22 protein-coding genes are annotated in these 25,495 nt (G+C 63.8%); 14 read left to right on the forward strand and 8 right to left on the reverse strand.

Features of this window, described 5'->3' with window-relative positions:
• Nucleotides 1–8: 8 nt before the first annotated feature.
• A complete protein-coding gene (bla, locus tag AC4BCN_RS12415; protein ID WP_490493422.1) occupies nt 9–950 on the forward strand; it encodes a subclass B3 metallo-beta-lactamase in 942 nt (313 codons plus the stop codon).
• A 5-nt stretch (nt 951–955) separates the two neighbouring features.
• Here bla and AC4BCN_RS12420 read toward each other — a convergent pair whose 3' ends face one another.
• Entirely contained in the window at nt 956–1,279 is a 324-nt protein-coding gene (locus tag AC4BCN_RS12420) for a tetratricopeptide repeat protein (RefSeq protein ID WP_490493423.1), read from the reverse strand.
• Between the two features lie 71 nt (nt 1,280–1,350).
• Entirely contained in the window at nt 1,351–2,337 is a 987-nt protein-coding gene (locus AC4BCN_RS12425; protein WP_338681931.1) for a zinc-dependent alcohol dehydrogenase family protein, read from the reverse strand.
• A gap of 119 nt (nt 2,338–2,456) precedes the next feature.
• Between AC4BCN_RS12425 and AC4BCN_RS12430 the strand changes: the two genes are divergently transcribed.
• The 3 genes from AC4BCN_RS12430 (at nt 2,457) to AC4BCN_RS12440 (ending at nt 6,865) form a co-directional block, all read left to right on the forward strand.
• Nucleotides 2,457–3,377 (forward strand): LysR family transcriptional regulator, encoded by a 921-nt coding sequence (locus AC4BCN_RS12430; protein WP_338681933.1) that lies wholly within the window; start codon nt 2,457–2,459, stop codon nt 3,375–3,377.
• A 55-nt stretch (nt 3,378–3,432) separates the two neighbouring features.
• The gene (locus AC4BCN_RS12435) at nt 3,433–5,523 is read left to right on the forward strand and encodes a TonB-dependent siderophore receptor (protein ID WP_338681934.1); all 2,091 of its coding nucleotides are present in this window, start codon (nt 3,433–3,435) and stop codon (nt 5,521–5,523) included.
• A gap of 178 nt (nt 5,524–5,701) precedes the next feature.
• The gene (locus tag AC4BCN_RS12440; protein ID WP_490493424.1) at nt 5,702–6,865 is read left to right on the forward strand and encodes an acetyltransferase domain-containing protein; all 1,164 of its coding nucleotides are present in this window, start codon (nt 5,702–5,704) and stop codon (nt 6,863–6,865) included.
• Between the two features lie 6 nt (nt 6,866–6,871).
• Here the strand turns inward: AC4BCN_RS12440 and AC4BCN_RS12445 are convergent, their stop codons facing one another.
• The 3 genes from AC4BCN_RS12445 to AC4BCN_RS12455 form a co-directional block, all read right to left on the reverse strand.
• On the reverse strand, nt 6,872–8,743 hold the full coding sequence (locus AC4BCN_RS12445) for a transthyretin-like family protein (RefSeq protein WP_490493425.1): 1,872 nt from the start codon (nt 8,741–8,743) through the stop codon (nt 6,872–6,874).
• A gap of 105 nt (nt 8,744–8,848) precedes the next feature.
• Nucleotides 8,849–9,379 (reverse strand): isochorismatase family protein, encoded by a 531-nt coding sequence (locus tag AC4BCN_RS12450; protein ID WP_490493426.1) that lies wholly within the window; start codon nt 9,377–9,379, stop codon nt 8,849–8,851.
• Nucleotides 9,380–9,429: 50 nt separating this feature from the next.
• Nucleotides 9,430–10,347: a LysR family transcriptional regulator gene (locus AC4BCN_RS12455; RefSeq protein ID WP_490493427.1), complete on the reverse strand. Its 918-nt coding sequence runs from the start codon at nt 10,345–10,347 to the stop codon at nt 9,430–9,432.
• A 122-nt stretch (nt 10,348–10,469) separates the two neighbouring features.
• Here AC4BCN_RS12455 and AC4BCN_RS12460 point away from each other — a divergent pair, with 122 nt between their 5' ends.
• The 3 genes from AC4BCN_RS12460 to mmsB all read left to right on the forward strand — a co-directional run bounded on the left by AC4BCN_RS12460 (nt 10,470) and on the right by mmsB (nt 14,255).
• Nucleotides 10,470–11,684, forward strand: coding sequence for an ABC transporter substrate-binding protein (locus AC4BCN_RS12460; RefSeq protein WP_490493428.1), 1,215 nt, complete (start codon nt 10,470–10,472; stop codon nt 11,682–11,684).
• A 152-nt stretch (nt 11,685–11,836) separates the two neighbouring features.
• Nucleotides 11,837–13,351: a CoA-acylating methylmalonate-semialdehyde dehydrogenase gene (locus AC4BCN_RS12465; protein WP_128139673.1), complete on the forward strand. Its 1,515-nt coding sequence runs from the start codon at nt 11,837–11,839 to the stop codon at nt 13,349–13,351.
• Nucleotides 13,352–13,361: 10 nt separating this feature from the next.
• Nucleotides 13,362–14,255: a 3-hydroxyisobutyrate dehydrogenase gene (mmsB, locus tag AC4BCN_RS12470; protein ID WP_490493429.1), complete on the forward strand. Its 894-nt coding sequence runs from the start codon at nt 13,362–13,364 to the stop codon at nt 14,253–14,255.
• Here the strand turns inward: mmsB and AC4BCN_RS12475 are convergent.
• Complete coding sequence (locus tag AC4BCN_RS12475; RefSeq protein ID WP_490493430.1) at nt 14,252–14,644, reverse strand: DUF1090 domain-containing protein; 393 nt, start codon at nt 14,642–14,644, stop codon at nt 14,252–14,254. The genes mmsB and AC4BCN_RS12475 overlap by 4 nt on opposite strands.
• A gap of 134 nt (nt 14,645–14,778) precedes the next feature.
• Between AC4BCN_RS12475 and AC4BCN_RS12480 the strand changes: the two genes are divergently transcribed.
• The 5 genes from AC4BCN_RS12480 (at nt 14,779) to AC4BCN_RS12500 (ending at nt 19,255) form a co-directional block, all read left to right on the forward strand.
• Nucleotides 14,779–15,405 carry a tetratricopeptide repeat protein gene (locus tag AC4BCN_RS12480; protein ID WP_485879689.1) on the forward strand — a complete coding sequence of 209 codons (627 nt, stop codon included), beginning with the start codon at nt 14,779–14,781 and terminating at the stop codon, nt 15,403–15,405.
• A complete protein-coding gene (locus AC4BCN_RS12485) occupies nt 15,402–16,403 on the forward strand; it encodes a tetratricopeptide repeat protein (RefSeq protein WP_490493431.1) in 1,002 nt (333 codons plus the stop codon). Before AC4BCN_RS12480 ends, AC4BCN_RS12485 begins: the two co-directional genes overlap by 4 nt.
• Before the next feature lie 68 nt (nt 16,404–16,471).
• Nucleotides 16,472–17,686: an AGE family epimerase/isomerase gene (locus AC4BCN_RS12490; RefSeq protein ID WP_490493432.1), complete on the forward strand. Its 1,215-nt coding sequence runs from the start codon at nt 16,472–16,474 to the stop codon at nt 17,684–17,686.
• Nucleotides 17,683–18,603 (forward strand): carbohydrate kinase family protein, encoded by a 921-nt coding sequence (locus AC4BCN_RS12495; protein WP_490493433.1) that lies wholly within the window; start codon nt 17,683–17,685, stop codon nt 18,601–18,603. Before AC4BCN_RS12490 ends, AC4BCN_RS12495 begins: the two co-directional genes overlap by 4 nt.
• A gap of 199 nt (nt 18,604–18,802) precedes the next feature.
• Nucleotides 18,803–19,255 carry a hemerythrin domain-containing protein gene (locus AC4BCN_RS12500; protein WP_456151063.1) on the forward strand — a complete coding sequence of 151 codons (453 nt, stop codon included), beginning with the start codon at nt 18,803–18,805 and terminating at the stop codon, nt 19,253–19,255.
• A 19-nt stretch (nt 19,256–19,274) separates the two neighbouring features.
• On the opposite strand, the gene AC4BCN_RS12505 is transcribed toward AC4BCN_RS12500, so the two are convergent.
• Nucleotides 19,275–20,333 carry a LacI family DNA-binding transcriptional regulator gene (locus AC4BCN_RS12505; protein WP_490493434.1) on the reverse strand — a complete coding sequence of 353 codons (1,059 nt, stop codon included), beginning with the start codon at nt 20,331–20,333 and terminating at the stop codon, nt 19,275–19,277.
• Nucleotides 20,317–22,230 (reverse strand): glucokinase, encoded by a 1,914-nt coding sequence (locus AC4BCN_RS12510; RefSeq protein WP_490493435.1) that lies wholly within the window; start codon nt 22,228–22,230, stop codon nt 20,317–20,319. The genes AC4BCN_RS12505 and AC4BCN_RS12510 overlap by 17 nt, the downstream gene beginning before the upstream one ends.
• 345 nt (nt 22,231–22,575) lie before the next feature.
• Here AC4BCN_RS12510 and AC4BCN_RS12515 point away from each other — a divergent pair, with 345 nt between their 5' ends.
• On the forward strand, nt 22,576–23,895 hold the full coding sequence (locus tag AC4BCN_RS12515; RefSeq protein ID WP_490493436.1) for a maltoporin: 1,320 nt from the start codon (nt 22,576–22,578) through the stop codon (nt 23,893–23,895).
• Nucleotides 23,896–24,139: 244 nt separating this feature from the next.
• Entirely contained in the window at nt 24,140–25,393 is a 1,254-nt protein-coding gene (locus AC4BCN_RS12520; protein WP_034757604.1) for an ABC transporter substrate-binding protein, read from the forward strand.
• Nucleotides 25,394–25,495: the final 102 nt, after the last annotated feature.

A 25,495-nucleotide genomic window follows, 5' to 3' on the forward strand; every position in this document is an offset into this window, starting at 1 on the left:
CGAAGTTGATGCTGGCTACGGTTGCGACCATAGCGGCTGGTACGGTGCAGGCGAAGACGCCGGCGACTGTGCAGGATAAACCGGTTAATTGCGACAATTGCAAGGAATGGAACGCGCCCGTCAAGCCGTTCAATGTCTTTGGCAATACCTGGTATGTGGGCACGGCCGGCCTGTCGGCCGTGCTGGTGACGAGTCCGCAGGGCCATATCCTGCTCGATGGCGCGCTGCCGCAATCGGCACCGTTGATCGTGGCGAACATCAAGGCGCTGGGCTTTCGCATCGAGGACGTGAAATACATCCTCAATTCGCATGCCCATTGGGACCATGCGGGCGGCATCGCCGCGCTGCAGCGGGCCAGCGGCGCCACCGTGATGGCCAGCGCAGCGGCCGCCCCGGTGCTGCAAAGCGGCACCAATGGCAAGGACGATCCGCAGTACCAGGCCAATCCCGTCGTGCATGTGGCCAAGGTGAGCAAGGTCGGCGTGGTGGGCGAGGGCGATACCGTCAAGCTGGGACCGTTGACCCTGACGGCCCACATGACACCAGGCCACACCCCCGGCGGCACGACGTGGACGTGGACGTCGTGCGAAGGCCAGCGTTGCCTGGACGTCGTGTATGCGGATAGCCTGAACCCATATGCGAGCGGCGATTTCCGCTATACGGGCAAAGGCGCGGGCAAAGGCGGCACGCCCGATATCTCGGCCTCGTTCGAAGCGAGCATCGCCAAAGTGGCCGCCTTGCCATGCGACATCATCATCCCCGTGCATCCGGGCACGACGGACGTGCTGGGCAAGGCCGCCAGGCGCAGCGGCTCGGACAATCCCCTGATCGACGCCAACGCCTGCCGCGCCTATGCGGCCGAAGCGGGAGGCTTGCTGGCCAAGCGCCTGGCGAAAGAACGTGGCGGGCGTTACCAGCTCGAAGTCAAAGGCGCGGCGCACACGCATTAAGCTTTTTACTCTGCCGTCTGCCGCTGTTTGTGCAGGCGTTTGACGAACACCGTCATTTCCTTGACGGCTTGCAGGTCGCCTTGCTGCTGGGCCACTGTCACGCCGGTGGTCCACGCGGCCTGCGCTTCGTCCAGCCGGCCCAGCTGGTGCAAGGCCTTGCCCAGCAGTTTCCAGGCGGCGGAATAGCCGGGCTGCTGCACGGTGGCTTGCGCCAGGTGCAGGGCTGCTTGTTCGGCGTCATGGTCTTTCAGGCAGGCATCTCCCAGGCCAAAGCGCAGCAGCGCGTTGTCGCGCCCCTGCGCCAGCAGTTTTTCCAGCTTTTCACGCATCAAGAGCTCCGTTAATATGCAAGTTTATTCTTGCATATTAACGTTTCCTCTTGCAAGTAACAAGCCCGCGTTCAATCCCGCACCTCCACCACCAGCTTGCCGCGCGCGCTGCCGTCGATTTGCGCCGCGTGCGCATCGTGCGCCGTGTGCAAGGTAAAGCGGCGTGGATCGAGCCGCACCTGCAGCTTGCCCGCCTCGATCAGCTTGTTGGCTTCGCGCAGGATGGCGCCATGGCGCGCATGATGCTCACCGCTCAACAGGGGCAGCAGGGTGAACACGCCCGAGTACGTTGCCGCGCGCGCCGTCAGCGGGCTCAGCGCGAACGTGCCCCAGCCGAGGCAGCTGACGACGTGGCCGCCGTATAGGCGTGCCGCCTGGAAGCTGGCGTCCAGGGTGGCGCCGCCCACCGTGTCGTAGACGATGTCGAAGCCGGCGCCGCCCGTATGTTCGGCCACGTAGTCGTCCACCGTGCTGGTCCGGTAATCGATGAAACGGGCGCCCAGCGCTTCGATGGCATCGCGGCTGGCGGCGCTGCCCGTGGCAAACACCGTGGCGCCAAGGGCGACGGCGAGCTGCACGGCCATGTGGCCCACGCCGCCCGCGCCACCATGCACGAGCACACTGTCGCCCACCTTCACGTGGGCACGATCGACCAATCCTTCCCAGGCCGTGATGAAGACGAGGGGCAGGGCGGCTGCTTCGCGCATGCTCAGCCCAAGCGGCACGGGCGCCAGCAGCGCGGCGTCAAAGACGCCGTACTCGGCCAGCGAGCCCTGGATGCCGCCGATGCCGCCCGCCATGCCATACACTGTTGCGCCAACGTGAAAAGTCGTCACGCCATCGCCGACGGCCTCCACCGTGCCGGCCACGTCGATGCCGAGGATGGCGGGCAGGCTGGGCCGGGCGTGCGGGGCGGCGCCGGCCGCGATTTTCGTGTCGAGCGGATTGACACCGCTGGCGGCGATACGCACGAGGACTTGCCCGGGACCGGGCTGCGGCACGGGCAGGTGTGCGATGCTCATAGGGGCGGCAAAGCTGGTGAGGACGAGGGCTTGCATGGGATTCTCCTGTGGTTGATGCTTCAGTCTAGGCGGCGATGGCGCAAAGAAAAACAGGGCGCGGCCCCATGCACTATTTCGATATCGTGGATAATAATAGGCAAACGGGAGGGGAATGCATGGACAGGCTGGAAGCGATGCAGGTGTTTTGCGCCGTGGTCGAGGCGGGCGGCTTCAGCAAGGCGGCGCAGCGCCTGGGCATCTCGACCTCATCCGTGACGAACCAGGTGGCGGCGCTGGAAAAACACTTCGGCGTGCGCCTTTTGCAGCGCACCACGCGCAGCATGTCGCTGACGGCCGAAGGCCGGCAATGCCACGCGCAGGCGCGCCAGATGCTGGCCGATATGGCGGCGCTGGAGTCCAGTCTTGAACAAGCGGCCGGGAAACCATCGGGCAGCTTGCGCGTGGATATGCCCAGCAGCATCAGCCGCAACCTCGTGGCGCCCGCCTTGCCCCGCTTTATGGCCGCCTATCCCGACATTTCCCTGCGCCTGACCGTCAGCGACCGCCTGGTCGACATGGTGGAAGAGGGCATCGACGTGATGCTGCGCATCGGCGAACCGCAGGATTCGTCGCTGGTCGCGCGCAGCCTGCTGAACATGGATTATCTGTGCTGTGCCTCGCCCGCCTTTGTCTCCCGGCATGGCCTGCCGCGCACGCCGCAGGAGCTGGACCAGTTTGCCTGCCTGCATTTCCTGTATCCGAAATCGCGCCAGGTGCGGCCTTGGCTGTTCCAGGCCAAGGCTGGAGAGGAGGGCGACGCGGCATATGCGCATACGCCGCCGGCCGCCCTGGCCTTCGACCATATCGAATCGATGATTGCCGCCGCCCAGGCCGGCTGCGGTATCGTGCAGGCGTTGTCCGTTTCCGTGCTGCAGCCGCTGCGTGAAGGCAGCCTCGTGGCCGTGCTGCAACCGTTCCGCACGCGGGGGCCGGACCTGTGGGCGCTGTTCCATCCGCGTCAGCTGCGCGCGGCCAAGGTGCAGGTGTTCGTGGAGTTTTTGACGCAGATGTTTGATGAAGGCTTTAATGGGAATTGATTATCAATTATAATGCAAGCCTATTGCATTGAATTGCCCATTGTCAGGAATCCCCATGTCCGTGTTTTTACGCCGCCCCGTGGCGCTCTTGCTGGCCGCCGCCAGCCCCTGGTCACTGGCAGTCGATGGTGCGCAGGCTGATGACGTCGTTACCGTCAAGGCCGAGCGCCAGCATTACCGCAGCCTGTCGGCCACAGGCGCCACCAAGACGGACGCCTTGCTGATGGACTTGCCGCAAAGCGTGCGCGTGCTGACCGGCGACCTGCTGCGCGACGCGGGCGTGACGACCCTGGCCGGCGCGCTGGACCTGGCCAGCGGTATTTCCAAACAAAGCCCGCTGGGCGGCCTGTGGGACAGCTACGCCATGCGCGGCTTTACGGGCGACCCGAATTTCGGTTCCGACTACATGGTCAACGGTTTCAGTTCCAGCCGCGGCTACAACGGCATGCGTGACGGCGGCAATACGCAGGCAGTGGAAGTACTGAAAGGTCCTGCGTCGGCCCTGTACGGGCGGGGCGAACCGGGCGGTACGGTGAACATCACGACGAAAAAGCCGAAGTTCGCGCCGGAATACAGCGCCGATGTCTCGCTCGGCAGCTTCCAGACGCGCCGCGCCGCCGTCGACTTGACGGGACCCTTGAGCGGCACCATCGCCTACCGCCTGAACGCGGCGCATGAAGCAGGGCACAGCTTCCGCGATACGGTGAAAGTCGAGCGCAGCCTGTTTTCGCCGTCCTTCCTCTGGCTGGTGGGCGAGCATACGACGGTGTCGTATGAAATCGAGGCCGTGCGGCAGCGCGCGCCGTTCGACCGCGGCGTCGTCGCCGTAAATGGCCAGCTGGGACTTGTCCCCGTGTCACGCTTTCTGGGCGAACCTGGCGACGGTCCCATGACGGTCAAGTCGCTGGGGCAGCAGCTGTTCATCCACCACGCCTTGTCCGACGACTGGACGGTGCAGGCGGGCGCGTCCTACCGCGACAGCGAATTGAGCGGCTATTCGACCGAGGCGAGCAAGCTGCTGGCCGATGGCCGCACCCTGCAACGCCAGCGCCGCCACCGCGATTTCTCGGCCACCGACGTGTCGGCACGCGTTGAAGTGCTGGGCAAGTTCAGGACGGGCGTGCTGGCGCACGAAGTGCTGGCCGGCGTCGACGCCTATCATTTCGACGACCACCGGGTGCAGCTGCGCCGCAATCCCTCGGCCGCGAATGCCTATGCCATCGATATTTTCAATCCCGTGTACGGCGGCAAGGCCGATCCGCTGGCCCTGTCCATCGATACGCAGGAAGGGCAAAGGGCGCGCGGCCTGTATGCGCAGGACCAGATCGACCTCGGTGCGCAATGGAAGGCGCTGGTTGGCGTGCGCCACGATACGTACACGCAGGACGTGACGAATAATCGCCTGCAGGTGAGCAACCGCCAGTCGCTGTCGGCCACCAGCCCGCGCGCGGGCCTCGTCTACCAGCCGACGAAAGCGTGGTCGCTGTATGCGAGCGCGGCCAAGGGTTTCCGGCCCAACAGCGGCATCAGCATAGCCAACCAGGCGTTCCCGGCCGAGCGCAGCCGCTCGTATGAGCTGGGTGCCAAGCTGGAAACGGGCAAGCTGACGGGCACCGTGGCCGTGTACGACATCCGCAAGAGCAATGTGCTGACGACCAATCCCGCCAACACGGACTTCGCCATCGCGGCGGGCGAGGTGGGCAGCCGGGGCCTGGAGCTCGACGTGTCGGGCGAAATGGCGCGCGGCTTGCGCGTCTCGGGCGCCTATGCCTACACCAACGCCACCGTCACGCGCGGCGACAATACGATCGTGACGGGCAGCCGCTTCGCCAACGTGCCACGCCACAGCGGCAATCTGCTGGCCACGCAGCAATTCGCGCTGGGTACGGGCACGGCCAGCGTGGGCGGCGGCGTGCAATATGTGGGCGAGCGCCTGGGCGACGTCGCCGTCAGCAGCAAATTTACCTTGCCGGCCTACACGACGGCCAAACTGCTGGCATCGTATTCTCCCAACGCCAAACTGCGCCTGGCGCTGAACGTGGAAAACCTGTTCAACCGCAGCTACTATGCGAGTTCCTATAGCCAGCTGTGGGTGGCGCCGGGGGCGGAGCGTATGGTGACGTTGAATGCGCATTACAGGTTTTAACGGTGGCACTCTGTACATGCCACAGAATTGTTTGAACCCAGCAGCGTAGAGCCGGGGTCAGTTCCTTCGGAATCGGAATGCGCCCCACTGGGGCGTATTCCCCCGGCGGGTCTGACCCCAGTTTTTGCCTGTGGGCTGAAATAACACTGTCGACTCACTAAAGTTTTTACATCAACCAATGACTGCTTCCCTGACTTCCCCCGCCACCCTGCGCGCCCGCATCGCCGTCATCGACGTCATGCGCGGCCTCGTCATGCTGATCATGCTGTTCGACCATGTGCGCGAAACGGTGTTTCTGCACCACCAGGTGGGCGATCCGATGGACGCTGCCCACGTCGACCCGGCACTCTTCTTCACGCGCCTGGCCGCCCACGTGTGCGCGCCCATGTTCGTCTTTTTGACGGGTTTGTCGGCCTGGCTGTATGCGCATCCGGCCGCCGGTCCGCGCAGCGCTACCGGCTTTTTGTTCAAACGGGGCTTGCTGCTCGTCGTGCTGGAACTGGTGTTCGTCAACTTTGCCTGGATGGGTACTTTCACGCCGGCGATCCTGTATCTGCAGGTGATCTGGGTCATCGGCCTGGCCATGATGGCGCTGGCCGTGCTGCACAAGCTGCCGTTGAAAGTGCTGGTCGTGCTGGGCGTGGCGATTATCGCGGGCCAGCATTTGTTTACCTGGCTGCACGCGGAAGAGGGCAGCCTTGGCTACTATCTGCTGACGGTGCTGCTGCAACGCGGTTATCTGGTCGCCGATGGCGCCATGAAGATCAAGGTCAGCTATCCGCTGCTGCCGTGGATAGGCGTGATCGTGCTTGGCTATGCGGCCGGGCCCCTGTATGCGCGCGGGCTGTCCGCCGAAGGCCGCCGCCGTCTGCTGCTGGCGCTCGGTGCGGGCAGCTTGCTGCTGCTGGCCTTGCTGCGCGGCTTCAATCTCTATGGCGAGACCTTGCCATGGGTGGCCGGCGACACGGCCGTGCGTACGGTCATGAGCGTGCTGAACTTCACCAAGTATCCGCCGTCGCTGGACTTTCTGCTGTTCACCCTGGGCCTGGGCTTGCTGGGCATGGCCTGGCTGGAAAGCGTCGATAACTGGTTCACGCGCGCTTGCGCCACCTTTGGCGGCGCGCCCATGTTCTACTATTTGCTGCACCTGTACCTGCTGCTGCTCATCGGCATCACCTTGACGGCCGTGCTGGGCGCCAACCATGGCAACCGTTACGGCGTCGAGCACATCTGGCAAGTGTGGCTGATCGCGCTGGCCCTGATGCCCGTGCTGTACTTTCCTTGCCGCGCGTTTGCCAATTACAAGCGCACGTCGAAGCAGGCCTGGGTGCGCTACTTCTGAGCTTGCCTATTTGCAGTAGAGGCGGTCAATGCTGTGCGGCGACGCCAGGTAGTGGCGCGTCTGCCAACCGATGGCCACCCGGTAGGCGCATGGCGGGTCGAGTGCCACGTTGACGGGGAAGCCGCCATTGTTGCCCGATAAATGCGGCCCGCCCGCGCCGCCACGGAACAGATAATTGCTGGACGGTGGAGGCGGCGTGAAGCTGGCGGCCGGCAGCGGTGGCGGCGGATGCGTGATGCCGTTGTTGTTGGAAATCGTGATATTGAAGAAGCGCAGATGCGGGTGGTCGATCGTGTACAGGATATGCACGAGGCCGCCCGCGATGGGATTGCAGGCATTGCTGCGCAACTCTTCCAGGTCCAGCGCCACGATGACGGGCGAGTTGTCGAAGACGATGGAATCGAGCCCGTCCGTGGCCACCAGCGCCAGGCTGATGCCGTCGCGCACTTCGAAGCCCAGGCGGTAGCGGCGTATCGGTTCGCTCTCGGCCGCCGTCAAGCTGCGGCCCGCGTCGAGGATGGGCAAGCCGCCCGGCAGCTTGGCCGGATGCAAGCTCGTGATGGCCGGCGTATTCACGGTCAGCAAGTCAAAGGTGCGCAGGAAGATGTTGGGCGCCACGTTGATGATGGCCGTCGTGCCGTCGCGCATGTCCACGGTGACGGGCTTGCCGTCCACCCGTATCCAGCCGCCCGGTTTCAGATCGCCCGCATCGATGATGACGGGCGCCGAATCGCCGAGGCCCAGCCCGTTCGTATAGAACACATAGCCGACGTGCGTGCCGAGGATTTGCGTCAACGGCGCCAGGCTGGCGGGCGCGACCGAGGGGATGGCCGTCGGGTCGTCGCTGCCACCGGGCCAGGACCATTCACCGATGAGGAAACGGTATTCGAGCGGGTTGGCGGGAATGGCGCTGTTGCGCAGCGGACAATTGCCCTTCAGGGTGACGCCGCCGGCGAATACATACGAGGCGCCGGGGCCGCCCGCATAGCCTTGCGCGGAAAAGCCGGCCAGCGAGGGAAACGGGTGGATGTCGAAGATTTCCACCTGCTGCCAGTGGGGCACGCCTTCCACATCGGGCGGCAAGACTTCTTTCGAGCACAATTCCACGCAGAAACAGTGACCCACGTTTTCGCGCCCTGGCTGTCGGCCGTTGGCCTGCGTTTCCGACAGAATGGTCACGCTGCCCAGTTGCGCCGTGAAATACACGTCGGGCCCGCTGGCAAATTCCACGTTGATGAAAGGAGAGAAAGGCGTCAAGGTGAAGTCCGACGTCAGATAATCGATGCGGAAGCGCCCGCTGGCGTCCGTCACCGCGACGCCGAGCGCATCGTCCTGCAGCCAGTCGGCGTCGAAGGCCCGCACGGTGGCGCCGGCGATCGGCGCGTGGGGAGCGTCGCAGGTGCGCAGGCGGCCGCAGATGGTCCAGGCGCCGAAGCGGGCGCGCACGAGGCACCAGAAGCGTTGCGGCAGGCAATAGTCCCAGATGGCGAGATAATTGTTTTCGGCCTGGCGCCAGCGGGGCTGAATGGTGGTGATGGAAAACTGCAGCGGCACGGGGTCTTTCGGCCCCGGTTTCAATCGCGGCACGGTAGGGCACAGGATATCGACTTCCACGGCTTCGCCCTGGTAATCGCCTGCCAAGGTGAAACTGTAGTTGCCGTCCTCGTCCGTGCGCGCTTCGGCCAGCAGGAACGGTGCTTTCGCCTGCACCTCTTCTTCCGTGAGGATGGCGAAGGTTTCCTTGGCGCTGGCCATGGCCAGGGCCGTGACGTTTTGCGACTCGCGCGGCCGGTACAGGCGCACGATGACGTGGGACAAGGCTTCAGGACACTCGGCACAGATCAAGCCGCATAGCTTGCCTCGCAGGATGTAGGCCATGATGGCTCCCTTGCTGATGTGGACGGCGCGTCGCCCGGAATGGCGGCGCTGTTACCAAGCTAGCAAATGAGCAGCGGTCGGGCTTGATCCTGCGTAAAAGTATGGCTATTTGATCAGCGCCAGCACGTCGCGGAAGCGCGGGTGCTTGCAGTCTCGCAGCCACTCGAAGGCCAGCATCTCCACCGTCACCAGATGCGCACCGAGCTTGTCCAGGCGGGCCAGCGCCGCGTCGCGGCTGGCTCCCTGGCGCGAACCGACGGCGTCGATGGCGATGATGACCTCGTATCCCAGCTCCAGCAGGCCGATGGCCGTCTGCAGCATGCACACATGGGCTTCGCACCCCGTGACGACGATCTGTTTGCGCCCGGCGGGCAGCATCTGCTGCAAGCCATCGTAACAGGCGCCGAAATGCGTCTTGTGCAAGGTCCGTTCGCACAGCGCGGCGATCTCTTCCACGTTCGGCCCCAGTCCCTGGCGGTTCTGTTCCGTACCCAGCACGGGCACGTCGAGCAGGCGGGCGATCTTTGCCAGACGCAGGTTTTGCGCCAGCACGAGGCCGGCATCGTGGATGGCCGGCATCAAGCGGCCTTGCAGGTCGACAATGACCAGCACGGCCTGGTTCGCATCCATCAGCATGGCGTTCTCCTTATTAGTATGTGGCGACAGTGTAGCGCGCCGCAGCGTGCTCAAGCTGGCCAGCTGGGCAAGGCCGTTTCGCCCATCAGGTAGGCGTGGTTCAAATCGATGGCGCTGCGCAGGTAGTTCCACAGGGCGCTGACCCTGGCGATATTGCGCCGCTCGCTCGGCGAGATCATCCAGAAGGCGCGCAGCAGGTCGATCTCGCCGTCGAGCACTGACACCAGTTCGTTCGACTGCTGGGCCACGAAGCAGGGCAGGATCGCCAGCGCCTGGCCCGCGCGCGCCGCGTGGTACTGGGCGATCACGCTGGTGCTGCGAAACGCGCGCAGGGAATCGGGCGCCACGTTGTCCATGTAGCGCAGTTCCGAACTGAAGACCAGGTCATCCACGTAGCCGATGATCGGGTGCTGCGCCAGTTGCGCCACGCTGGTGATCGGCGCGTGGCGCGCCAGGTAGGCCGGCGTGGCGTACAGTTTCAATCGGTAGTCTGACAGCTTCGTCACGACATACGGGCCGGACAGCGGGCGTTCGATGGAAATGGCCACGTCCGCCTCGCGCTTGGACAGGCTGACAAAACGGGGCACGGCGATCAGGTCCACGCTGATGTGCGGGTACCGCCCGCAAAACTGCGCCAGGTGGGGCGCCAGCACGATGGCGCCGAAGCCCTCGGTGGCGCCCAGGCGCACCTGGCCCGACAGCAGCCGGTTATGTTCGCCCAGTTCCTCGGTGGCGGCAAACACCGTGCTTTCCATGGTTTCCGCGTATTCCATCAGGCGATGGCCCTCGGGCGTCAGCTGGTAGCCCACGTAGTTGCGGTCGAACAGCTGCGTGCCCACCTGCTCCTCGAACTTGCGCATGCGCCGCGACACGGTGGAGTGGTCGATGCCCAGCTTTTTCGCCGCATCGACGAGGCCGGCGCTGCGCGTCAGTTCCAGGAAGACCCGTACATTGTCCCAATCGAGCATGGCAAACCCTCTCTGTGCATTTTTGCAAAGGAATTATGCATTAATTTCACTTGAGCGCATATTTTTACACATGCAGAATGCATCTACACATATAAGAAAAACCCATCCACCTGGAGACACGCATGAAAAAAACCGTTCTGGCCATGGGCGCGCTGGCGCTTACCCTGTCCTTTGGCGCGCACGCGCAGATTTCCGATGGCGTCGTCAAGGTCGGCATCCTGACCGACATGTCCGGCCCGTATTCGGCCATGGGCGGGCGCGGCTCCGTCGTCGCCAGCCAGATGGCCGTCGAGGATTGTTTGAAGGCCGAATGCAAGGGCATGAAGATCGAGATCCTGTCGGCCGACCACTTGAACAAGGCCGATATCGCCGCCTCGAAGGCGCGCGAATGGATAGACCGCGACAAGGTCGATGCCATCGCCGATCTGACCAATTCCTCGGTGGCCCTGTCCGTGCAAAAGCTGATGAAAGAAAAGGGCGGCATCGCCATGTTCAGCGGCCCGGCCACGGGGCGCCTGACCAATGAAGACTGCTCGCCGAACGGCTTCCATTGGATGTTCGACACGTATTCGCAGGCGGCCGGCACGGCGGCGGCGCTGACCAAGCTGGGACAAAAGTCGTGGTACTTCGTCACCGTCGATTACGCGTTCGGCCACTCGCTGGAAAAGGACGCCAGCGATGTCGTCAAGCGCAATGGCGGCACCGTCGCGGGCGCCGTGCGCCATCCGCTGAACGCGTCCGATTTCTCATCCTTCCTGGTGCAGGCGCAAGGCTCGAAAGCGCAGGTGATCGGCCTGGCCAATGGCGGCGCGGACACGGTGTCGGCCATCAAGCAGGCGCGCGAGTTCCGCATCGGCAGCGGCAAGGACCAGCGCCTGGCCGCCTTGCTCGTGTTCCTGTCCGACGTGCACGCGCTGGGGCTGGACACGGCCCAGGGCCTCGTCTACGCGGACGGCTTTTACTGGGATTACGACGACCGCAGCCGCGCGTTTGCCAAGCGCTTCGAGGCGCTCAACAAGGGCGCCAAGCCGACCATGGTGCAGGCGGGCGTGTATTCGAGCGTCTACCACTACCTGAAATCGGTGGCCGCGGCCAAAAGCGACGACTCGAAGATCGTCGCCGACAAAATGCGCCAGCTGCCGATCAAGGATGCCGTCATGAACAACGCCTCGATCCGCCCCGACGGCCGCGTGATCCACGACATGTACCTGGTGCAGGTGAAGACCCCGGCCGAATCGAAAGGCGCGTGGGACTACCTGAAAGTGCTGTCGACCATTCCTGCCGACCAGGCGTTCAAGCCGATGGATGCGGCGGCGTGCAACCTCGTTAAAAAATAATTTTAGTCTATCGACGGAGCAGCATAAGGCCGGGGTCAGTTCCTTCGGAATCGGAATTTCCCCCACTGGGGGAAATTCCCCCGCCGGGTCTGACCCCAGTACTCCGCTGCTCCGTCGAGTCCTATGAACATCGCACACCCGGAGCATCAACCATGAACCAAGCCCTCACCCAAGTCCCTGCTGTCCCCCTGCACATAGGCGGCAAGCACCACGCTTCGACCAGCACCGAATGGCGCGACGTCATCAATCCGGCCACGCAGGAAATCGTCGCCAAGGTGCCGTTTTCCACGCCGGACGAAGTCAACCTGGCCGTCGCCACTGCCAAGGAAGCGTTCAAGACCTGGCGCAATACGCCGCTGGCGGCGCGCATGCGCATCATGCTCAAGTACCAGCACCTGATCCGCGAAAACATCGGTACTTTGGCCGAACTGATCACCCGCGAACACGGCAAGACTTTGCCCGACGCGGAAGGGGAGGTGATGCGCGGCCTGGAAGTGGTCGAGCACGCGTGCTCGATTGCCACCCTGCAGCTGGGCGAGATCGCGGAAAACGCGGCCACCGGCGTCGACGTCTACAACATCTACCAGCCGCTGGGCGTGGGCGCCGGCATCACGGCCTTCAATTTCCCCGTCATGCTGCCGTGCTTCATGTTCCCGATCGCCATCGCCTGCGGCAATACCTTTGTATTGAAACCGTCGGAGCAGGATCCATCCTCGTCGATGTACCTGGTTGAACTGATGTACCAGGCGGGTTTGCCGGCCGGCGTGCTGAATGTCGTGCATGGCGGCGCGGACGTCGTCAACATGCTGTGCGACCATCCCGACATCAAGGCCGTGTCCTTCATCGGTTCCACCCACGTGGGCACGCATGTGTACCGCCGCGCCAGCGAATCGGGCAAGCGCGCGCAATCGATGATGGGCGCGAAAAACCATTGCGTGGTGCTGGCCGACGCCAACAAGGAGCAGGCGATCAATAACCTGATCGGCGCGGCATTCGGCGCGGCCGGCCAGCGCTGCATGGCCAATTCCGTCGTGGTGCTGGTGGGCGAAGCCCGCTCCTGGCTGCCGGAAATCGTCGCCCGCTCGCAAGCGCTGAAAGTGGGGCCGGGCAGCGACCGCACGGCCGACCTGGGTCCGATGGTGTCGAAAGCGGCCATGCAGCGGGCGGAAAAGCTGATCCAGGCGGGCGTGGACGAAGGCGCGCAACTGCTGCTCGATGGCCGCGGACACAAGGTGGCCGGCTACGAAGGCGGCAACTTCATGGGGCCGACGATTTTCTCGAAGGTGGCCGCATCGAACTCCGTCTACACGCAGGAAATCTTCGGCCCCGCCATGTGCGTCGTCGAGACGGACACGCTGGACCAGGCCATCGCCTTCATCAACGCGAACCCGAACGGCAACGGTACGTCGATCTTCACGTCGTCCGGCTGGGCGGGGCGCAAGTTCCAGAACGAGATCGACGTGGGCCAGGTGGGCATCAACGTGGCCATCCCCGTGCCCGTCGCCTACTTCAGTTTCACGGGCTCGCGCGCGTCGAAGCTGGGCGACCTGGGCCCGAACGGCAAGCAAGCCTTGTACTTCTGGACGCAAACCAAGACCGTCACGGCGCGCTGGTTCGCCCCGGACGATGGCGGCAGCGGCGTCAATACCACCATCTCGATGAAATAAGGAGGACGCCATGGGCACCAATATCGTTTTCATCGGCCTGGGGAACATGGGCTTGCCCATGGCGCAAAACCTCGTGCGGGCCGGCCATGCGGTGACCGGTTTTGACCTGGTGCCGGCCAGCGTGCGGCAGTTCGCCGATGGCGGCGGCCTCGTATCCGATGACCAGGCGGCGGCGATGGGCCAGGCCGACATCGTCATCACCATGCTACCGGCCAGCCGCCACGTGCTGGGCGCCTACCTTGGCGACGCGGGCATCCTGGCGCAGGCGCGGCCCGGCACCCTGCTGATCGACTGTTCGACGATTTCCACCGAGGCGGCGCGCCAAGTGGGCCGCGCGGCGCAGGAGCAGGGCTTGCCCATGCTGGACGCGCCTGTTTCCGGCGGCACGGCGGGCGCCACCAACGGCACCTTGACCTTCATGGTGGGCGGCGAAGAGTCCGCGCTGGCGGCGGCGCGGCCCTATCTGGACGTCATGGGCAAGGCCATCTTCCATGCGGGCGGCTCGGGCTGCGGCCAGACGGTCAAGATCTGCAACAACATGCTGCTGGGGATACTCATGATCGGCACCAGCGAAGCGATACGCCTGGGCGTGGCCAATGGCCTGGACCCGAAGGTGGTGTCGGACGTGATGGCGAAAAGCTCGGGTCGCAACTGGACCCTGGACGTGTACAACCCGTGTCCCGGCGTGGCCGAAAACGTGCCCGCATCGCGCGGCTATACGGGCGGCTTTGGCGTCGATTTGATGCTGAAAGACCTGGGGCTGGCCGTGGAAAGCGCGCTGGCCAGCGGCGCCTCCGTGCCGCTGGGCGCCTTGTCGCGCAATTTATACAGTTTGCACAGCAAGGCGGGATCGGGCGCGCTGGACTTTTCCAGCATTTATCAGCTATTGGGTGACAAAGCTTAAGGTTGCTGCGCCTGCAGGGCGGCCAGTTCCGCCCTGGCTTTTTCCAGCTTGCCTTCCAGCTTGGCGATCTTCTTCGGCTGTTTATTCGCTTCCTGGGCCAGGCGCAGCGAACGCTCCGTCTGGTTCACCTTGGCCTGTGCCTTGACGATCTTCTTGTTGTGGCGTTCGACCAAGGTGCTGTCACGGCAGTGGGCATTGACTTCGTCAAGCGCACGCGTGAGCCCCGCGACCTTGTCGGACAAGCCCTGTTCTTTGGCCTGGCGTAATTCGCTGCGGATGCTTTCGCGCTTGGCGGCGCAGCCGGCCAGCTGGGTGTCGGCGGCGCTGGCGGCTCCGCTTGTGGCGATGGCAAGGAGCAAGGTCAGGGCGGTTTTCGATAGATGATTCATAGTGTTCCTGTATCAGTGGCGGGCCCGTGCAATGTAAGCCCGCTGGGGTGCCCTGTCAAACTTCCCGTACCGTGCGCGCCTTCCTGGCGCGGCATCGGCTACCATGCGTGTTTTCTTCTTCCCGACACCGTCGCATGCCCAAGAAATTACTCTGTCTGATTCCTTTTCTGCTGCCGCTGCCCGTCCTGGCGCAAACCTCGCCCACCTTGCTCGACCTGCAGCTGATCGCCATCAAGGCCAGGGCGGATGTGGCTAGCCATAGCCCGGAAAGTATCGCCGAATTTGCCGAGACGCGGCGGCTGGCGGAAACAGGCGACGTCGAAGCACAACTGGAACTGGCGCGCATGCTGCAGCTGGGCGCCGGCACGCCGCAAGACACGGCGCAGTCGATGGCCTGGGTACGCAAGTCGGCCGAGGGCGGCTATGCGCCGGCGCAATCGGCTTTGGGCCTCGCCTACACCGTGGGTGGCAAGGTGCCCATCGACCGTGTGCAGGGCGAATACTGGCTGCGCAAGGGCGTGGCGCAGGGCGACGCACTGGCGCAAACCATCTTGGCCCTGGAATTCATCAATGGCGGCAGCAGTGCCGAAGAACAGGCGCTGGCCATCACCTGGCTGAAGGCGGCGGCGAACGAGCAGCACTTTGTGCCCGCCATGCGGCGCATGGTCGATGTGTACGTCAACGGTGAACTGGGACAACAGGCGAATGCCGAAGATGCGGCCGAATGGCGCGGCAAGCTGGCGGAAAGCGAAAAGAAATGAAGACCATCGTGTTTGTATTAAGCCTGGCGCTGGCGCTGCCCGTCCTGGCGCAACAAGTGTCCACCAAAGCACCGCGCCAGCATCCGGCACTGGCCGAATTCGACACACGCGGCCTCGATGACATGCGCGCAAAGGTGCAGGCCGTGATCAACCGTCCGGCCGACCTGTCGCCGGACAAGGTCGCCGCCTTCGAGAAAGCGCGTATCGCTGCGGAAGCGGGCGACAGCGCTGCCCAGCTGGAACTGGCGCAGATGCTGCATGAGGGCGAGGGCACGCCGCGCGATGCCGACGCCGGCCTGGCCTGGATGAAGAAATCGGCCGAAGGCGGTTATGGTCCGGCGCAGGCTTTCCTGGGCGTGGCTTATACCTTGGGACAGGGCATGGCCATCGACCGCAAGCTGGGCGAATACTGGTCGCGCAAGGGTGCCGCGCAAGGCGTCGAGCTGGCCAACTTCATGGTGGCGCAGCACTTTGAAAATATCCACAGCAGCCCGGAAGAGCAGGCGCACGCGCTGCACTGGCTGAAGTTTTACGCCGAGAATGGCTTCATCCCCGCCTACAATGAAATCGGCTACCGCCTGATGATGACGGCGAAGGACGACGCGCAGCGCAAGGAGGCGTTCGGCTGGTACATGAAGTCGGCCAAGGCGCTCGATCCGTCCGGCTTGAACAACGTGGCCTACTCGTATGAAGTGGGGCAGGGCGCACCGCAGAGCGACGAAGCGGCTCTGGGCTGGTACGAGATGGCGGCCATCGCCAAAAGCCCGCCGGGCCAGACGGGTTTTGCGCGGCTGCTGGAGCAGGGGCGTGGCGGCCCAACCCGGCAAGGGCCGGCTCCTGAACCGTTCGAGTTGTACCTGCTGGCGGCAAAGCAGGGCGACGCTGAAGCCATCGAACGGCTGGTCAAGGTGTACGATAAGGGCGAGCTGGGACAGGCGGCTGACCCCGCGCAGGCCGCACTGTGGCGTGAAAAGCTCAGGCTGGCCAAGATGCCTTGAGCGGGCATGACGGCGCGGAAACGGCATGCTATCATCATTGTTATCGATAACAATATCATGAGAGAACCATGAATCCCGATTTCCGCTCCAAGGCGATGCTCGAAGCGCATATCCTGCACACGATGCACTTTTATCACCCGCGCGCCATTGACCCCAGCGGCGGCTTTTATCACTTCTTCCTCGACGATGGCACCGTGTACGACGCCAGCACGCGCCACCTGGTCAGCAGCACGCGCTTCATCTTCAATTACGCCATGGCGTACCGCCGTTTCGGCGGCGACGATTACCAGGCGGCTCTGCGCCATGGCGTGGCCTTTTTGCGCGACGTGCACCGCGACCCGGCCACGGGCGGCTACGCCTGGCAACTGTCGTGGAAAGACGGCGTCAAAACGGTGGAAGACGGCGCCAACCACTGTTACGGCCTCGCTTTCGTGCTGCTCGCCTATGCCCACGCCTTGCAGGCGGGGATGCCGGAAGCGCGCGCCTACCTGGACGAAACGTTCGAATTGATGGAGCAGCGCTTCTGGCTGCCCGAACATGGCCTGTACGCGGACGTGGCCAGCGCCGACTGGTCTGCTCTGGATGGCTACCGTGGACAGAACGCCAACATGCATGCGTGCGAAGCGATGCTGGCCGCGTTCGAAGCGACGGGCGAGGCGCGCTATCTGCACCGTGCGGAAACCTTGGCGCACAACATCACCGTGCGCCAGGCGGGTCTGGCGAACGGCATGATCTGGGAACACTACACGCCCGGCTGGGCTATCGACTGGGATTACAACCTGCACGACAAGAGCAATATCTTCCGCCCTTGGGGCTACCAGCCCGGCCACTTCACGGAATGGGCCAAGCTGCTCTTGATCATGGAACGCCACGCCGAGTTCATGGCCGGTCCTTCCGACTGGCTGCTGCCGCGCGCGCGCGAACTGTACGACACGGCCCTGGCCAAGGCCTGGGATGGCGCGCATGGCGGCATCCACTACGGTTTCGGCCCGCACGATGAAATCTGCGATGGCGACAAATACTTCTGGGTGCAGGCGGAAAGCTTCGCCGCGGCCGCCGTGCTGGCCGCGCGCACCGGGGACGAGGCCTACTGGCAAAGCTACGACAAGATCTGGGACTACAGCTGGCAGCACTTCGTCGACCATGAGCACGGCGCCTGGTACCGCATCCTGACGCCCGGGAACCAAAAAATCAGCAACGAGAAAAGCCCGGCCGGCAAGACCGATTACCACACCATGGGCGCCTGCTATGAAGTGCTGAACGTGATTGGCGGTGCGGCATGAGCACCTCTTTTCCAACTTTTGTCTCGGCCGGCGAAGCGCTGACGGACATGCTGCGCACGGGCCCTGACACGTGGAGCAGCCAGGTAGGCGGCTCGACCTGGAACGTGGCGCGCGTGATGGCGCGCCTGGGCGTGCCCAGCGCGTTTGCGGGCGCCGTCAGCCGCGACGTCTTCGGCGATGCGCTGGCCGCTGCCACCGACGTGGCGGGGCTGGACATGCGCTTCCTGCAGCGCCATGCGAAGTCGCCGCTGCTGGCCATCGTGCATGAACTGCATCCGCCCACGTATTACTTCATCGGCGACGACAGCGCCGACCTGCATTTCGACGCGGCGCGCTTGCCTGCCGGCTGGATGCAGGGCGCGCAATGGGTGCATTTCGGCGGCATCAGCCTGGCGCGCGAACCGCTGGCGGGCAAGCTGGTGGCGCTGGCGCAGGAACTGAAGGCGGCTGGCGTGAAAATCAGCTACGACCCGAATTTCCGCATCATGATGGATGAACGCTACGACGCCACTCTGCGCCGCATGACGGAGCTGGCCGACGTGATCAAGGTGTCCGATGAAGACCTGGCGGGCCTGTTCCGCCACGGCGACATCGATGGCGCGTTTGCCATGCTGCGCAGCTGGAATCCGCACGCCACGTATTTGTATACGCGCGGCGCGCAGGGCGCGGCGCTGTACCAGGGCGAGCAGACATGGCAGGCGGCGCCGCCCGTCATCGAGGTAGTCGACTCGGTGGGGGCGGGCGACGCCAGCATCGGCGGCTTGCTGTACAGCCTGATGTACCGCCCGGATGCCGACGGCGGCCAGCACTTGCGCTTTGCCGTCGCGGCCGGGGCGGGTGCCTGCCTGGCGGCTGGAGCAGCGCCTCCTTCGGTGGAGCTGGTGCAGTCGCTCGAGACACGCACGGTCGTCAGTTAAGTCAGGCTTGGCCTGATCTGCATCAACAAGGTAGCCGCATTTACGCTTGGCCTACCTTGTTGTAAGCAATGCTCCTACATGGCTACCGCAGGGTGCTGCCTACAATGTCTACTTCGTGCTGACATTTGGAGACAACATCATGGCCACCCAATCACCTCAGGCAGCTTCCGTTTCCCAAACACAGGCAGGCATGCCGGACATGGACGCGATCGAGCTGCTGACGCAAGATCATCAAACCGTGAAAGAACTGTTCGAACAGTATGAGGGCCTCAGCGACCGTTCGCTCGTCAGCAAGCGCAAGCTGGCCCTGAAAATCTGTGAGGAACTGAGCAAGCATGCGATGGCGGAAGAAGAAATCTTCTATCCTGCCGTGCGCGAGGCCAGCCGTTCGAACGAAGACTTGATCGATGAAGCCATCGTCGAGCACGCATCGGCCAAGGAGCTGATCGCGCAAATCGTCGCCATGGCGCCCGGCGAAGACTTGTACGACGCCAAGGTCAAGGTACTGTCCGAGCAGATCGATCACCACGTGCTGGAAGAGGAGAGCGAGATTTTCCCGCGCGCGCGCGACGCGGAAATCGACCTGCAAGCCATGGGCAGCCAGATCGCGGCGCGCAAGGCGGAAATCGAGCTGCCCGACATGCAGGCCTGAGCCCCATGGATGCACGTGTCTAGCGCGCGCGTCCCGTCGACGCGCGTTCCATCAAGGTAAATGCCATCAAATGATGCGTGGCGGTCGCCGTTTCCCCGGCGCGGCGCTGGCGGATTTCGTCGATGACGAGACTGACGGCGGCGCGCGCCATGTCGGCGATAGGCTGGTGGATGGTGGTCAGCTCGGGCCAGACGGTGGTGGCGACGGGCGTATCGTCGAAGCCGCACACGCTCAATTCCGCCGGCACCTGCAAGCCCATGCCATGCGCCACGGCCAGGGTAGCGGCGGCCATGTCGTCGTTGCTGGCGAAGATGGCGCTCGGGTGCGGTGCTTGCGCCAGCAGCTGGCGCGCCGCGTCGAGCCCCGAACGATACGTAAAGTAGCCTTGCGCCACCCTGTGCGGCGCCACTGGCAAGCCCGCTTCCCGCATGGCGTCCTCGAAGGCCTGGCGGCGCAGCAGGGCGGGCGTGTGCGCCGGGTCGCCTTCGATGAAGCCGATGTCGCGGTGGCCCAGCGCGATCAAATGGCGCGTCATGGCCAGCGCGCCTTCGTAGTCGTCGATGCGCACGGCCGAGACGCCGGGCGAGGGGCGCGCGGTGGCCACGGCGATGGCGGGGATGCCCATCTGGTTCAGTTGCGCCAGCACGGCGGGCGAATCGCACAGCGGTGGCGGCACGAGGATGCCGTCCACGCCGGCGGCCACCAGGCAATCGATGCCGGCGCGCTGGCTGCCCTGGTCTTCGCAGCGTTCGAGCAGCAGCTGGCCGCCGCCCTGGCGGCACTGGTCCATGGCGCCGACGAGGAATTCGCTGAGAAACGCGGCGCTGGGGTTGCTGTATAACAGGCCGATGCGCAGGGTGCCCGTGCGGGCGGCTCTGGCCGCCAGGTTGGGCTGGTAGCGCAGGCTGGCGATCGCCGCCTCGACCTTGTCGCGCGTGGCCGTGCTGACGCTGGCGCGCCCGTTGATCACGCGCGATACCGTCATGGCCGACACGCCGGCCACGCGCGCCACGTCGTGCACGGTGGCCCCGCTGGCGGCGTCTGGTGCGGCGTGCGCCGCCTTATTCGAGGTGGCCACCGAATTTCAGCTTGCCGCTGATGCGCATGCCGTGCAATTGACCTTCTTCCAGCTCGGCGGCGCTGGTGCGCTGCGCCGTGTCGCGCCGCGCCAGTCCCACCGACAGGATATCGAGCATCATCAGCTGCAGCAGGCGCACGATCATGGGCACGAAATTGAGGTTGCCTTCCGGGTGGTTCAAGGTCAGCAGCACGTCGGCCAGCTTGGCCAGCGGCGAACCGCTGGCCGTGATCGCCAGCACGCGCGCGCCGCAGCCCTGCGCCACCTTGACGGTGCGCAGCAGGTCGGGCAGGGCGCCCGAGCGGGAAATGACCAGCGCCACATCGCCCGGTTTCAGCATGGCGGCACTCATTTCCTGCGCCTGCGGGTCGGCAAAGAAGCTGCTGACGATGCCCAGGTTGAGCAGCTTGTGCTGCATGTCGTCTGCCACCACGCGGGCGCTGCCCACGGCCAGCAGTTCCACGCGCTGCGCGCCGCGCAGCAGCTCGATGGCCGCCGTCAGCGCTTTCACGTCGAGCATGTCGCGCATGGCCAGCGCGGCCGAGGCATTATTGCCCAGCACCTTGCGCGCCAGTTCCGCGTCGGAGTCGGAGATCTCGACGTGGCAGTGCGCCACCGTGATGGCGCCGCCCGTCAGGCCGGACGCCAGCTTCAATTTGAAGTCGGCCAGGCCCTGCACGCCGATCGAGCGGCAAAAACGCATCACGGTCGGCTGGCTCACGCCCACCCGCTGGGCGATTTCGGCGATCGGCAGCGTGAGCATGGCATTCGGTTCCTTCAGCACCCAGTCGGCCACCTTGCATTCCGATGGGCTCATGCGCCCGCGCGCCTGGCGCACGGACTCCAGTACGGGCGCGCCGGTATGGGCGCGCTTGAGCTTTTGCGCCAGGATGGCGGCGATGCCGAGGAATGTCGGCAGTTCGGCCGTGATCAGGAAGGTGGGAATCTGCGCCAGATATTCGTTCAGGCGGCCCTTTTGCTCGAAGCGGGCGCGGAACTGCGACTGTTCGAACAGGGGACCCAGGCGCGGCACGATGCCACCGCCTATATAGATGCCGCCCAGCGCGCCCAGGGTCATGGCCACGTTGCCGGCGATGGAGCCGAGGATGGCGCAAAAGCAGTCCACCGCTTCCAGGCACACGTCGCATTCATTGTTCAGGGCGCGGCTGGTGATGTCGGCCGCCAGCAGCGTCGGCGCATCGGGTTTGCCGGCGCGCTCGGACAGGGCGCGGTAGATCAGTTCCAGCCCCCGCCCGGAAGCGAGGCGTTCGGCCGAGACGTGCGACAGCTCGCGCCAGGCGAAGGACAGCACGTCCATTTCGCGCTGGTCGCACGGAGCGAAGCTGACGTGGCCCCCTTCGCTGCCCAGCGCGATCCAGCGGTCTTCCGCAGGGATCATGCCCGACACGCCCAGGCCCGTGCCCGAACCGAGCAAACCAATGACGCTGTCGGCGCGCGCCATGCCGCCGCCGATCTGCTGGCGCTGGTCGGGCCGCAGATAGGGCAGGGCCATGGCCAGCGCCGTGAAGTCATTCACCACCAGCAGGGTGTCGAGGCCCAGCGCGGCGCGCATCGCCTCGATCGAGAAGAACCAGTGATGGTTCATCATGCGGATATTGTCGTCGTCGATGGGATTGGCGATGGCGATGGCCGCATGGCGCACGCGCGCCGAACCGGCGGCGCGCGCTTCGTCGCTGTCCATATATGCGGTGATGGCGTCGAGCAGCGACGCGTAGTCGTCGCAGGGCAGCACGGCCACCGCTTCCAGGTGGCCCTGGCGCGTTTCCAGCACGAAGCGGGCATTGGTGCCGCCGATGTCCGCCAGCAGGCGGGGGCCTTCACTGAAACGCTCCGCCGGATCGCTGCCTGCTACTTCCATTTTTTCATCAATTTTCATGGCGGTGCCTAGTCTCGTATGCGTGCACGGTCGTGGCCGCGCACTGTCGTTATGGCAAAAACCAAGGATTTTAATTCGTATACGTGCCGCGTGCCGAAAAATGCGGGGTGCTTGCCCAAATGCCTGTCCACAGTGCCAGATGCGGTGGCGCCAGCGGAAAAAAGCAGGGCAGTCAACTCGTATATCGGTACGCAAATAAAGTGTCGCAGAGTAGTCGTAGGATTACAACATAATATGTTGATATTTGTTCGTAGTATAGTTACTATGTCCCTGCTGGAAAGAATTCTGGCCAGTACATTCGGCCACGAATGACTAGATAAAAAATAACTACTGAGGAGACTTACCATGCTGCATCGCAACATGTTGAAGGCCGTGTTGAAGACACTGCCAGCTGCCATCGTCTTGGCCATCGCCAGCGGTTCCGCTGCCGCCGATCCAATGTACCCATCCGACTCCGAAGGCTTCCACGGCTACCTGCGCGCTGGCGCCGGCAGCAATACCTCGGGCGACGGCGGTTCGCAAGGCTGCTTCGGTCTGGGCGGCAACACCATGAAATATCGTCTGGGCAATGAGTGCGACGCCTACACGGAATTCGGCTACACCAAGTCCGTCGCCAAGTCCGGCGGCGTGAACTATCTGGCCACCATCTGGGTCAACGCCTACGCGCCAAACTCCGATTTCGGCGACAACAAGCTGGGCATCGTCAAAGCCTACGTCGAAGCGCAGGGACTCGATTTCCTCAACGGCGGCACGGCCTGGATCGGTAAACGCTTCTACTACAGTCCTGACATCCACATGCTGGACTTGCAATACATCAACATGAACGGCACGGGCGCCGGCCTGGACCGCATTCCGATGGGTCCTGGTAAATTCTCGTACGCCTTCTTCAAGGACAACGACATCGCCCAGCGCGATGACGACAAAGGCTCGCGCAGCGGCGTACCTGGCGCCTACCTGGGCACGAAATCGGCCGTGCGCCAGAACTTCATCTACGGCGAAATCCCCGTCAATGAAAACGGTACCCTGGACCTGGCCGCGACCTACATCATCGGCGAAGGCAAGGATGACGCCATCCTGGGCAAGCGCAATAATGGCTGGCAGCTGTCGGCATTCCACCGTCAAGGTAAAGTGTTCGGCGGCGGCAACACCTTCGGCGTGCAGTACGGCGTCGGTCCTGGCGTCGGCGGCGCCGGCAACGGCCAGTTCGGCGCTTCGGGCGACACCGGTTTCGGTTCGGACCGCAAGCGTACGCGCATCTTCAATGACATGGCGATCCAGCCGATGGCCAACTTCGGCATGGAATTTGTCGCCCTGTGGCAAAAAGACGAGTCGAAAGCTACCGGTTCCTCGACCTGGACCTCGGTCGGCGTACGTCCTGTGTACGCGTTCACCGACAACTTCAAGCTGGTGGGCGAACTGGGCACGGACCGCGTGACGCAATCGGGCGGCCAGCCGGCCAAGCGCCTGACCAAGCTGACCATCGCACCGACGATCTCGGCCGGTCCTGGCCTGTGGTCGCGTCCTGAACTGCGCGCTTTTGTTACCTACGGCAAATGGAACGATGCGGCTACCGCCTCGGTCAACGCGTCGAACAACGGCGGCCCGATCTACAACAACAATACCAGCGGCACTTCCTACGGTTTCCAGGTAGAAACCTGGTTCTAAGTTTGTAGGCGTTGTAAGTCAAGTTCAACCTGGCGCATCCTTCGCGGATGCGTTTTTGGCGCCGTCCCGTGATATAAATGCAATGTAGTCATATCATGGATCACGGCGCCGTCTTTACACCAAGATGATGCCCGTTTGCAAGCGGGTCTGAGCACAAGAGCGCCGGTACAGGCGCAGATTTCACCTTTTTCGGCCCCCGTATGCCGAAGCCCCCTAAAAGCTTGATCAAAAAAGGAATGTGGAGATGAAACTGAAATTCAAGATTACCCAACTGGCCGCATTGACCACCCTGGCATTCGCTGGCAGCGCGTTTGCGACCGACGTGGAAGTGTTGCACTACTGGACCTCCGGCGGCGAAGCGAAGTCCGTGGGCCAGTTGCAGCAAATCGTGAAGGAAAGCGGCTTCGGCTGGAAAGACTTCGCCGTGGCTGGCGGCGCTGGCGAAAACGCCGCGACCGCGCTGAAAACCCGCGTCATTTCCGGCAACCCGCCGACGGCCGCCCAGATCAAGGGCCCATCGATCCAGGAATGGGGCGCTGAAGGCGTGCTGGCCAATATCGATGATGCCGCCATTCCGGGAAAATGGGATGCCGTGCTGCCGAAAGTCGTCGCCGACATCATGAAATACAAGGGCCACTACGTTGCCGCTCCCGTCAACGTCCACCGCGTCAACTGGATGTGGGTCAATCCGGAAGTGCTGAAAAAAGCCGGCGTGGCCACCACCCCGACCACCTGGGATGCGTTCTTCGACGCGGCCGAGAAAATCAAGAAATCGGGCGGCATCGCGATCGCTCATGGCGGCCAGCCTTGGCAGGACGCCACCGTGTTTGAATCCGTCGCGCTGGGCGTGGGCGGCACGGAGTTCTACAAGAAAGCCATCCTCAAGCTGGACCAGAAGGAATTGACCGGCCCGACGATGCTCAAGGTGTTCGACACCCTGGGCAAGGTGAAGACCTACATCGACAAGGATGCGGCAGGCCGCGACTGGAATCTGGCGACCGCCATGGTCATCAACAACAAGGCCGGCTTCCAGTTCATGGGCGACTGGGCCAAGGGCGAGTTCACGGCCGCTGGCAAAGTGCCGGGCAAGGACTACCTGTGCGTGGCAGCGCCTGGCACGGACAAGGCCTACACCTTCAACATCGATTCGTTTGCCATGTTCACGCAAAAGGATGCGAATGCGAAGAAAGGGCAGATCGCCCTGGCCAACGCCATCATGAATCCGAAGTTCCAGTCGATCTTCAACCTGAACAAGGGTTCGATTCCTGTGCGTTCCGGCGTTTCGAAGGACAAGTTTGACGCTTGCGCCCTGAAATCGATGGAAGACATGGACGCCACCAACAAGTCCGGCGGCCTGGTGCCATCGTTCGCCCACGGCATGGCGTTGCCATCGGCCACGCAAGGCGCCGTGACCGACGTCATCGCCAAGTTCATGAACACCAACATGAGCTCGAAAGATGCGGTTGCAGCTTTGGCCAAAGCGGCAAAAGTGAAGTAATCACGACGGCGCCGGCACGCTCGCCGGCGCCCGCTGCATTGCATGCATCGCAGGCGTCCGCCCTGGCTTCGACCAGGCCGGCGCCACACGCAGTTCTCTCTA

It is taken from the genome of Janthinobacterium sp. Bl 1 (assembly GCF_058215535.1).

Bases quoted from the DNA above. Each gene is read 5' to 3' on its own strand.
- AC4BCN_RS12430 (WP_338681933.1), top strand. From the start codon at position 2,457: ATGGACAGGCTGGAAGCGATGCAGGTGTTTTGCGCCGTGGTCGAGGCG.
- AC4BCN_RS12455 (WP_490493427.1), bottom strand. From the start codon at position 10,347: ATGCTCGATTGGGACAATGTACGGGTCTTCCTGGAACTGACGCGCAGC.
- mmsB (WP_490493429.1), top strand. From the start codon at position 13,362: ATGGGCACCAATATCGTTTTCATCGGCCTGGGGAACATGGGCTTGCCC.
- AC4BCN_RS12490 (WP_490493432.1), top strand. From the start codon at position 16,472: ATGAATCCCGATTTCCGCTCCAAGGCGATGCTCGAAGCGCATATCCTG.
- AC4BCN_RS12480 (WP_485879689.1), top strand. From the start codon at position 14,779: ATGCCCAAGAAATTACTCTGTCTGATTCCTTTTCTGCTGCCGCTGCCC.
- AC4BCN_RS12515 (WP_490493436.1), top strand. From the start codon at position 22,576: ATGCTGCATCGCAACATGTTGAAGGCCGTGTTGAAGACACTGCCAGCT.
- AC4BCN_RS12495 (WP_490493433.1), top strand. From the start codon at position 17,683: ATGAGCACCTCTTTTCCAACTTTTGTCTCGGCCGGCGAAGCGCTGACG.
- AC4BCN_RS12435 (WP_338681934.1), top strand. From the start codon at position 3,433: ATGTCCGTGTTTTTACGCCGCCCCGTGGCGCTCTTGCTGGCCGCCGCC.
- AC4BCN_RS12510 (WP_490493435.1), bottom strand. From the start codon at position 22,230: ATGAAAATTGATGAAAAAATGGAAGTAGCAGGCAGCGATCCGGCGGAG.
- bla (WP_490493422.1), top strand. From the start codon at position 9: ATGCTGGCTACGGTTGCGACCATAGCGGCTGGTACGGTGCAGGCGAAG.
- AC4BCN_RS12465 (WP_128139673.1), top strand. From the start codon at position 11,837: ATGAACCAAGCCCTCACCCAAGTCCCTGCTGTCCCCCTGCACATAGGC.
- AC4BCN_RS12425 (WP_338681931.1), bottom strand. From the start codon at position 2,337: ATGCAAGCCCTCGTCCTCACCAGCTTTGCCGCCCCTATGAGCATCGCA.
- AC4BCN_RS12475 (WP_490493430.1), bottom strand. From the start codon at position 14,644: ATGAATCATCTATCGAAAACCGCCCTGACCTTGCTCCTTGCCATCGCC.
- AC4BCN_RS12520 (WP_034757604.1), top strand. From the start codon at position 24,140: ATGAAACTGAAATTCAAGATTACCCAACTGGCCGCATTGACCACCCTG.
- AC4BCN_RS12500 (WP_456151063.1), top strand. From the start codon at position 18,803: ATGGACGCGATCGAGCTGCTGACGCAAGATCATCAAACCGTGAAAGAA.
- AC4BCN_RS12450 (WP_490493426.1), bottom strand. From the start codon at position 9,379: ATGCTGATGGATGCGAACCAGGCCGTGCTGGTCATTGTCGACCTGCAA.
- AC4BCN_RS12420 (WP_490493423.1), bottom strand. From the start codon at position 1,279: ATGCGTGAAAAGCTGGAAAAACTGCTGGCGCAGGGGCGCGACAACGCG.
- AC4BCN_RS12445 (WP_490493425.1), bottom strand. From the start codon at position 8,743: ATGGCCTACATCCTGCGAGGCAAGCTATGCGGCTTGATCTGTGCCGAG.
- AC4BCN_RS12440 (WP_490493424.1), top strand. From the start codon at position 5,702: ATGACTGCTTCCCTGACTTCCCCCGCCACCCTGCGCGCCCGCATCGCC.
- AC4BCN_RS12460 (WP_490493428.1), top strand. From the start codon at position 10,470: ATGAAAAAAACCGTTCTGGCCATGGGCGCGCTGGCGCTTACCCTGTCC.
- AC4BCN_RS12485 (WP_490493431.1), top strand. From the start codon at position 15,402: ATGAAGACCATCGTGTTTGTATTAAGCCTGGCGCTGGCGCTGCCCGTC.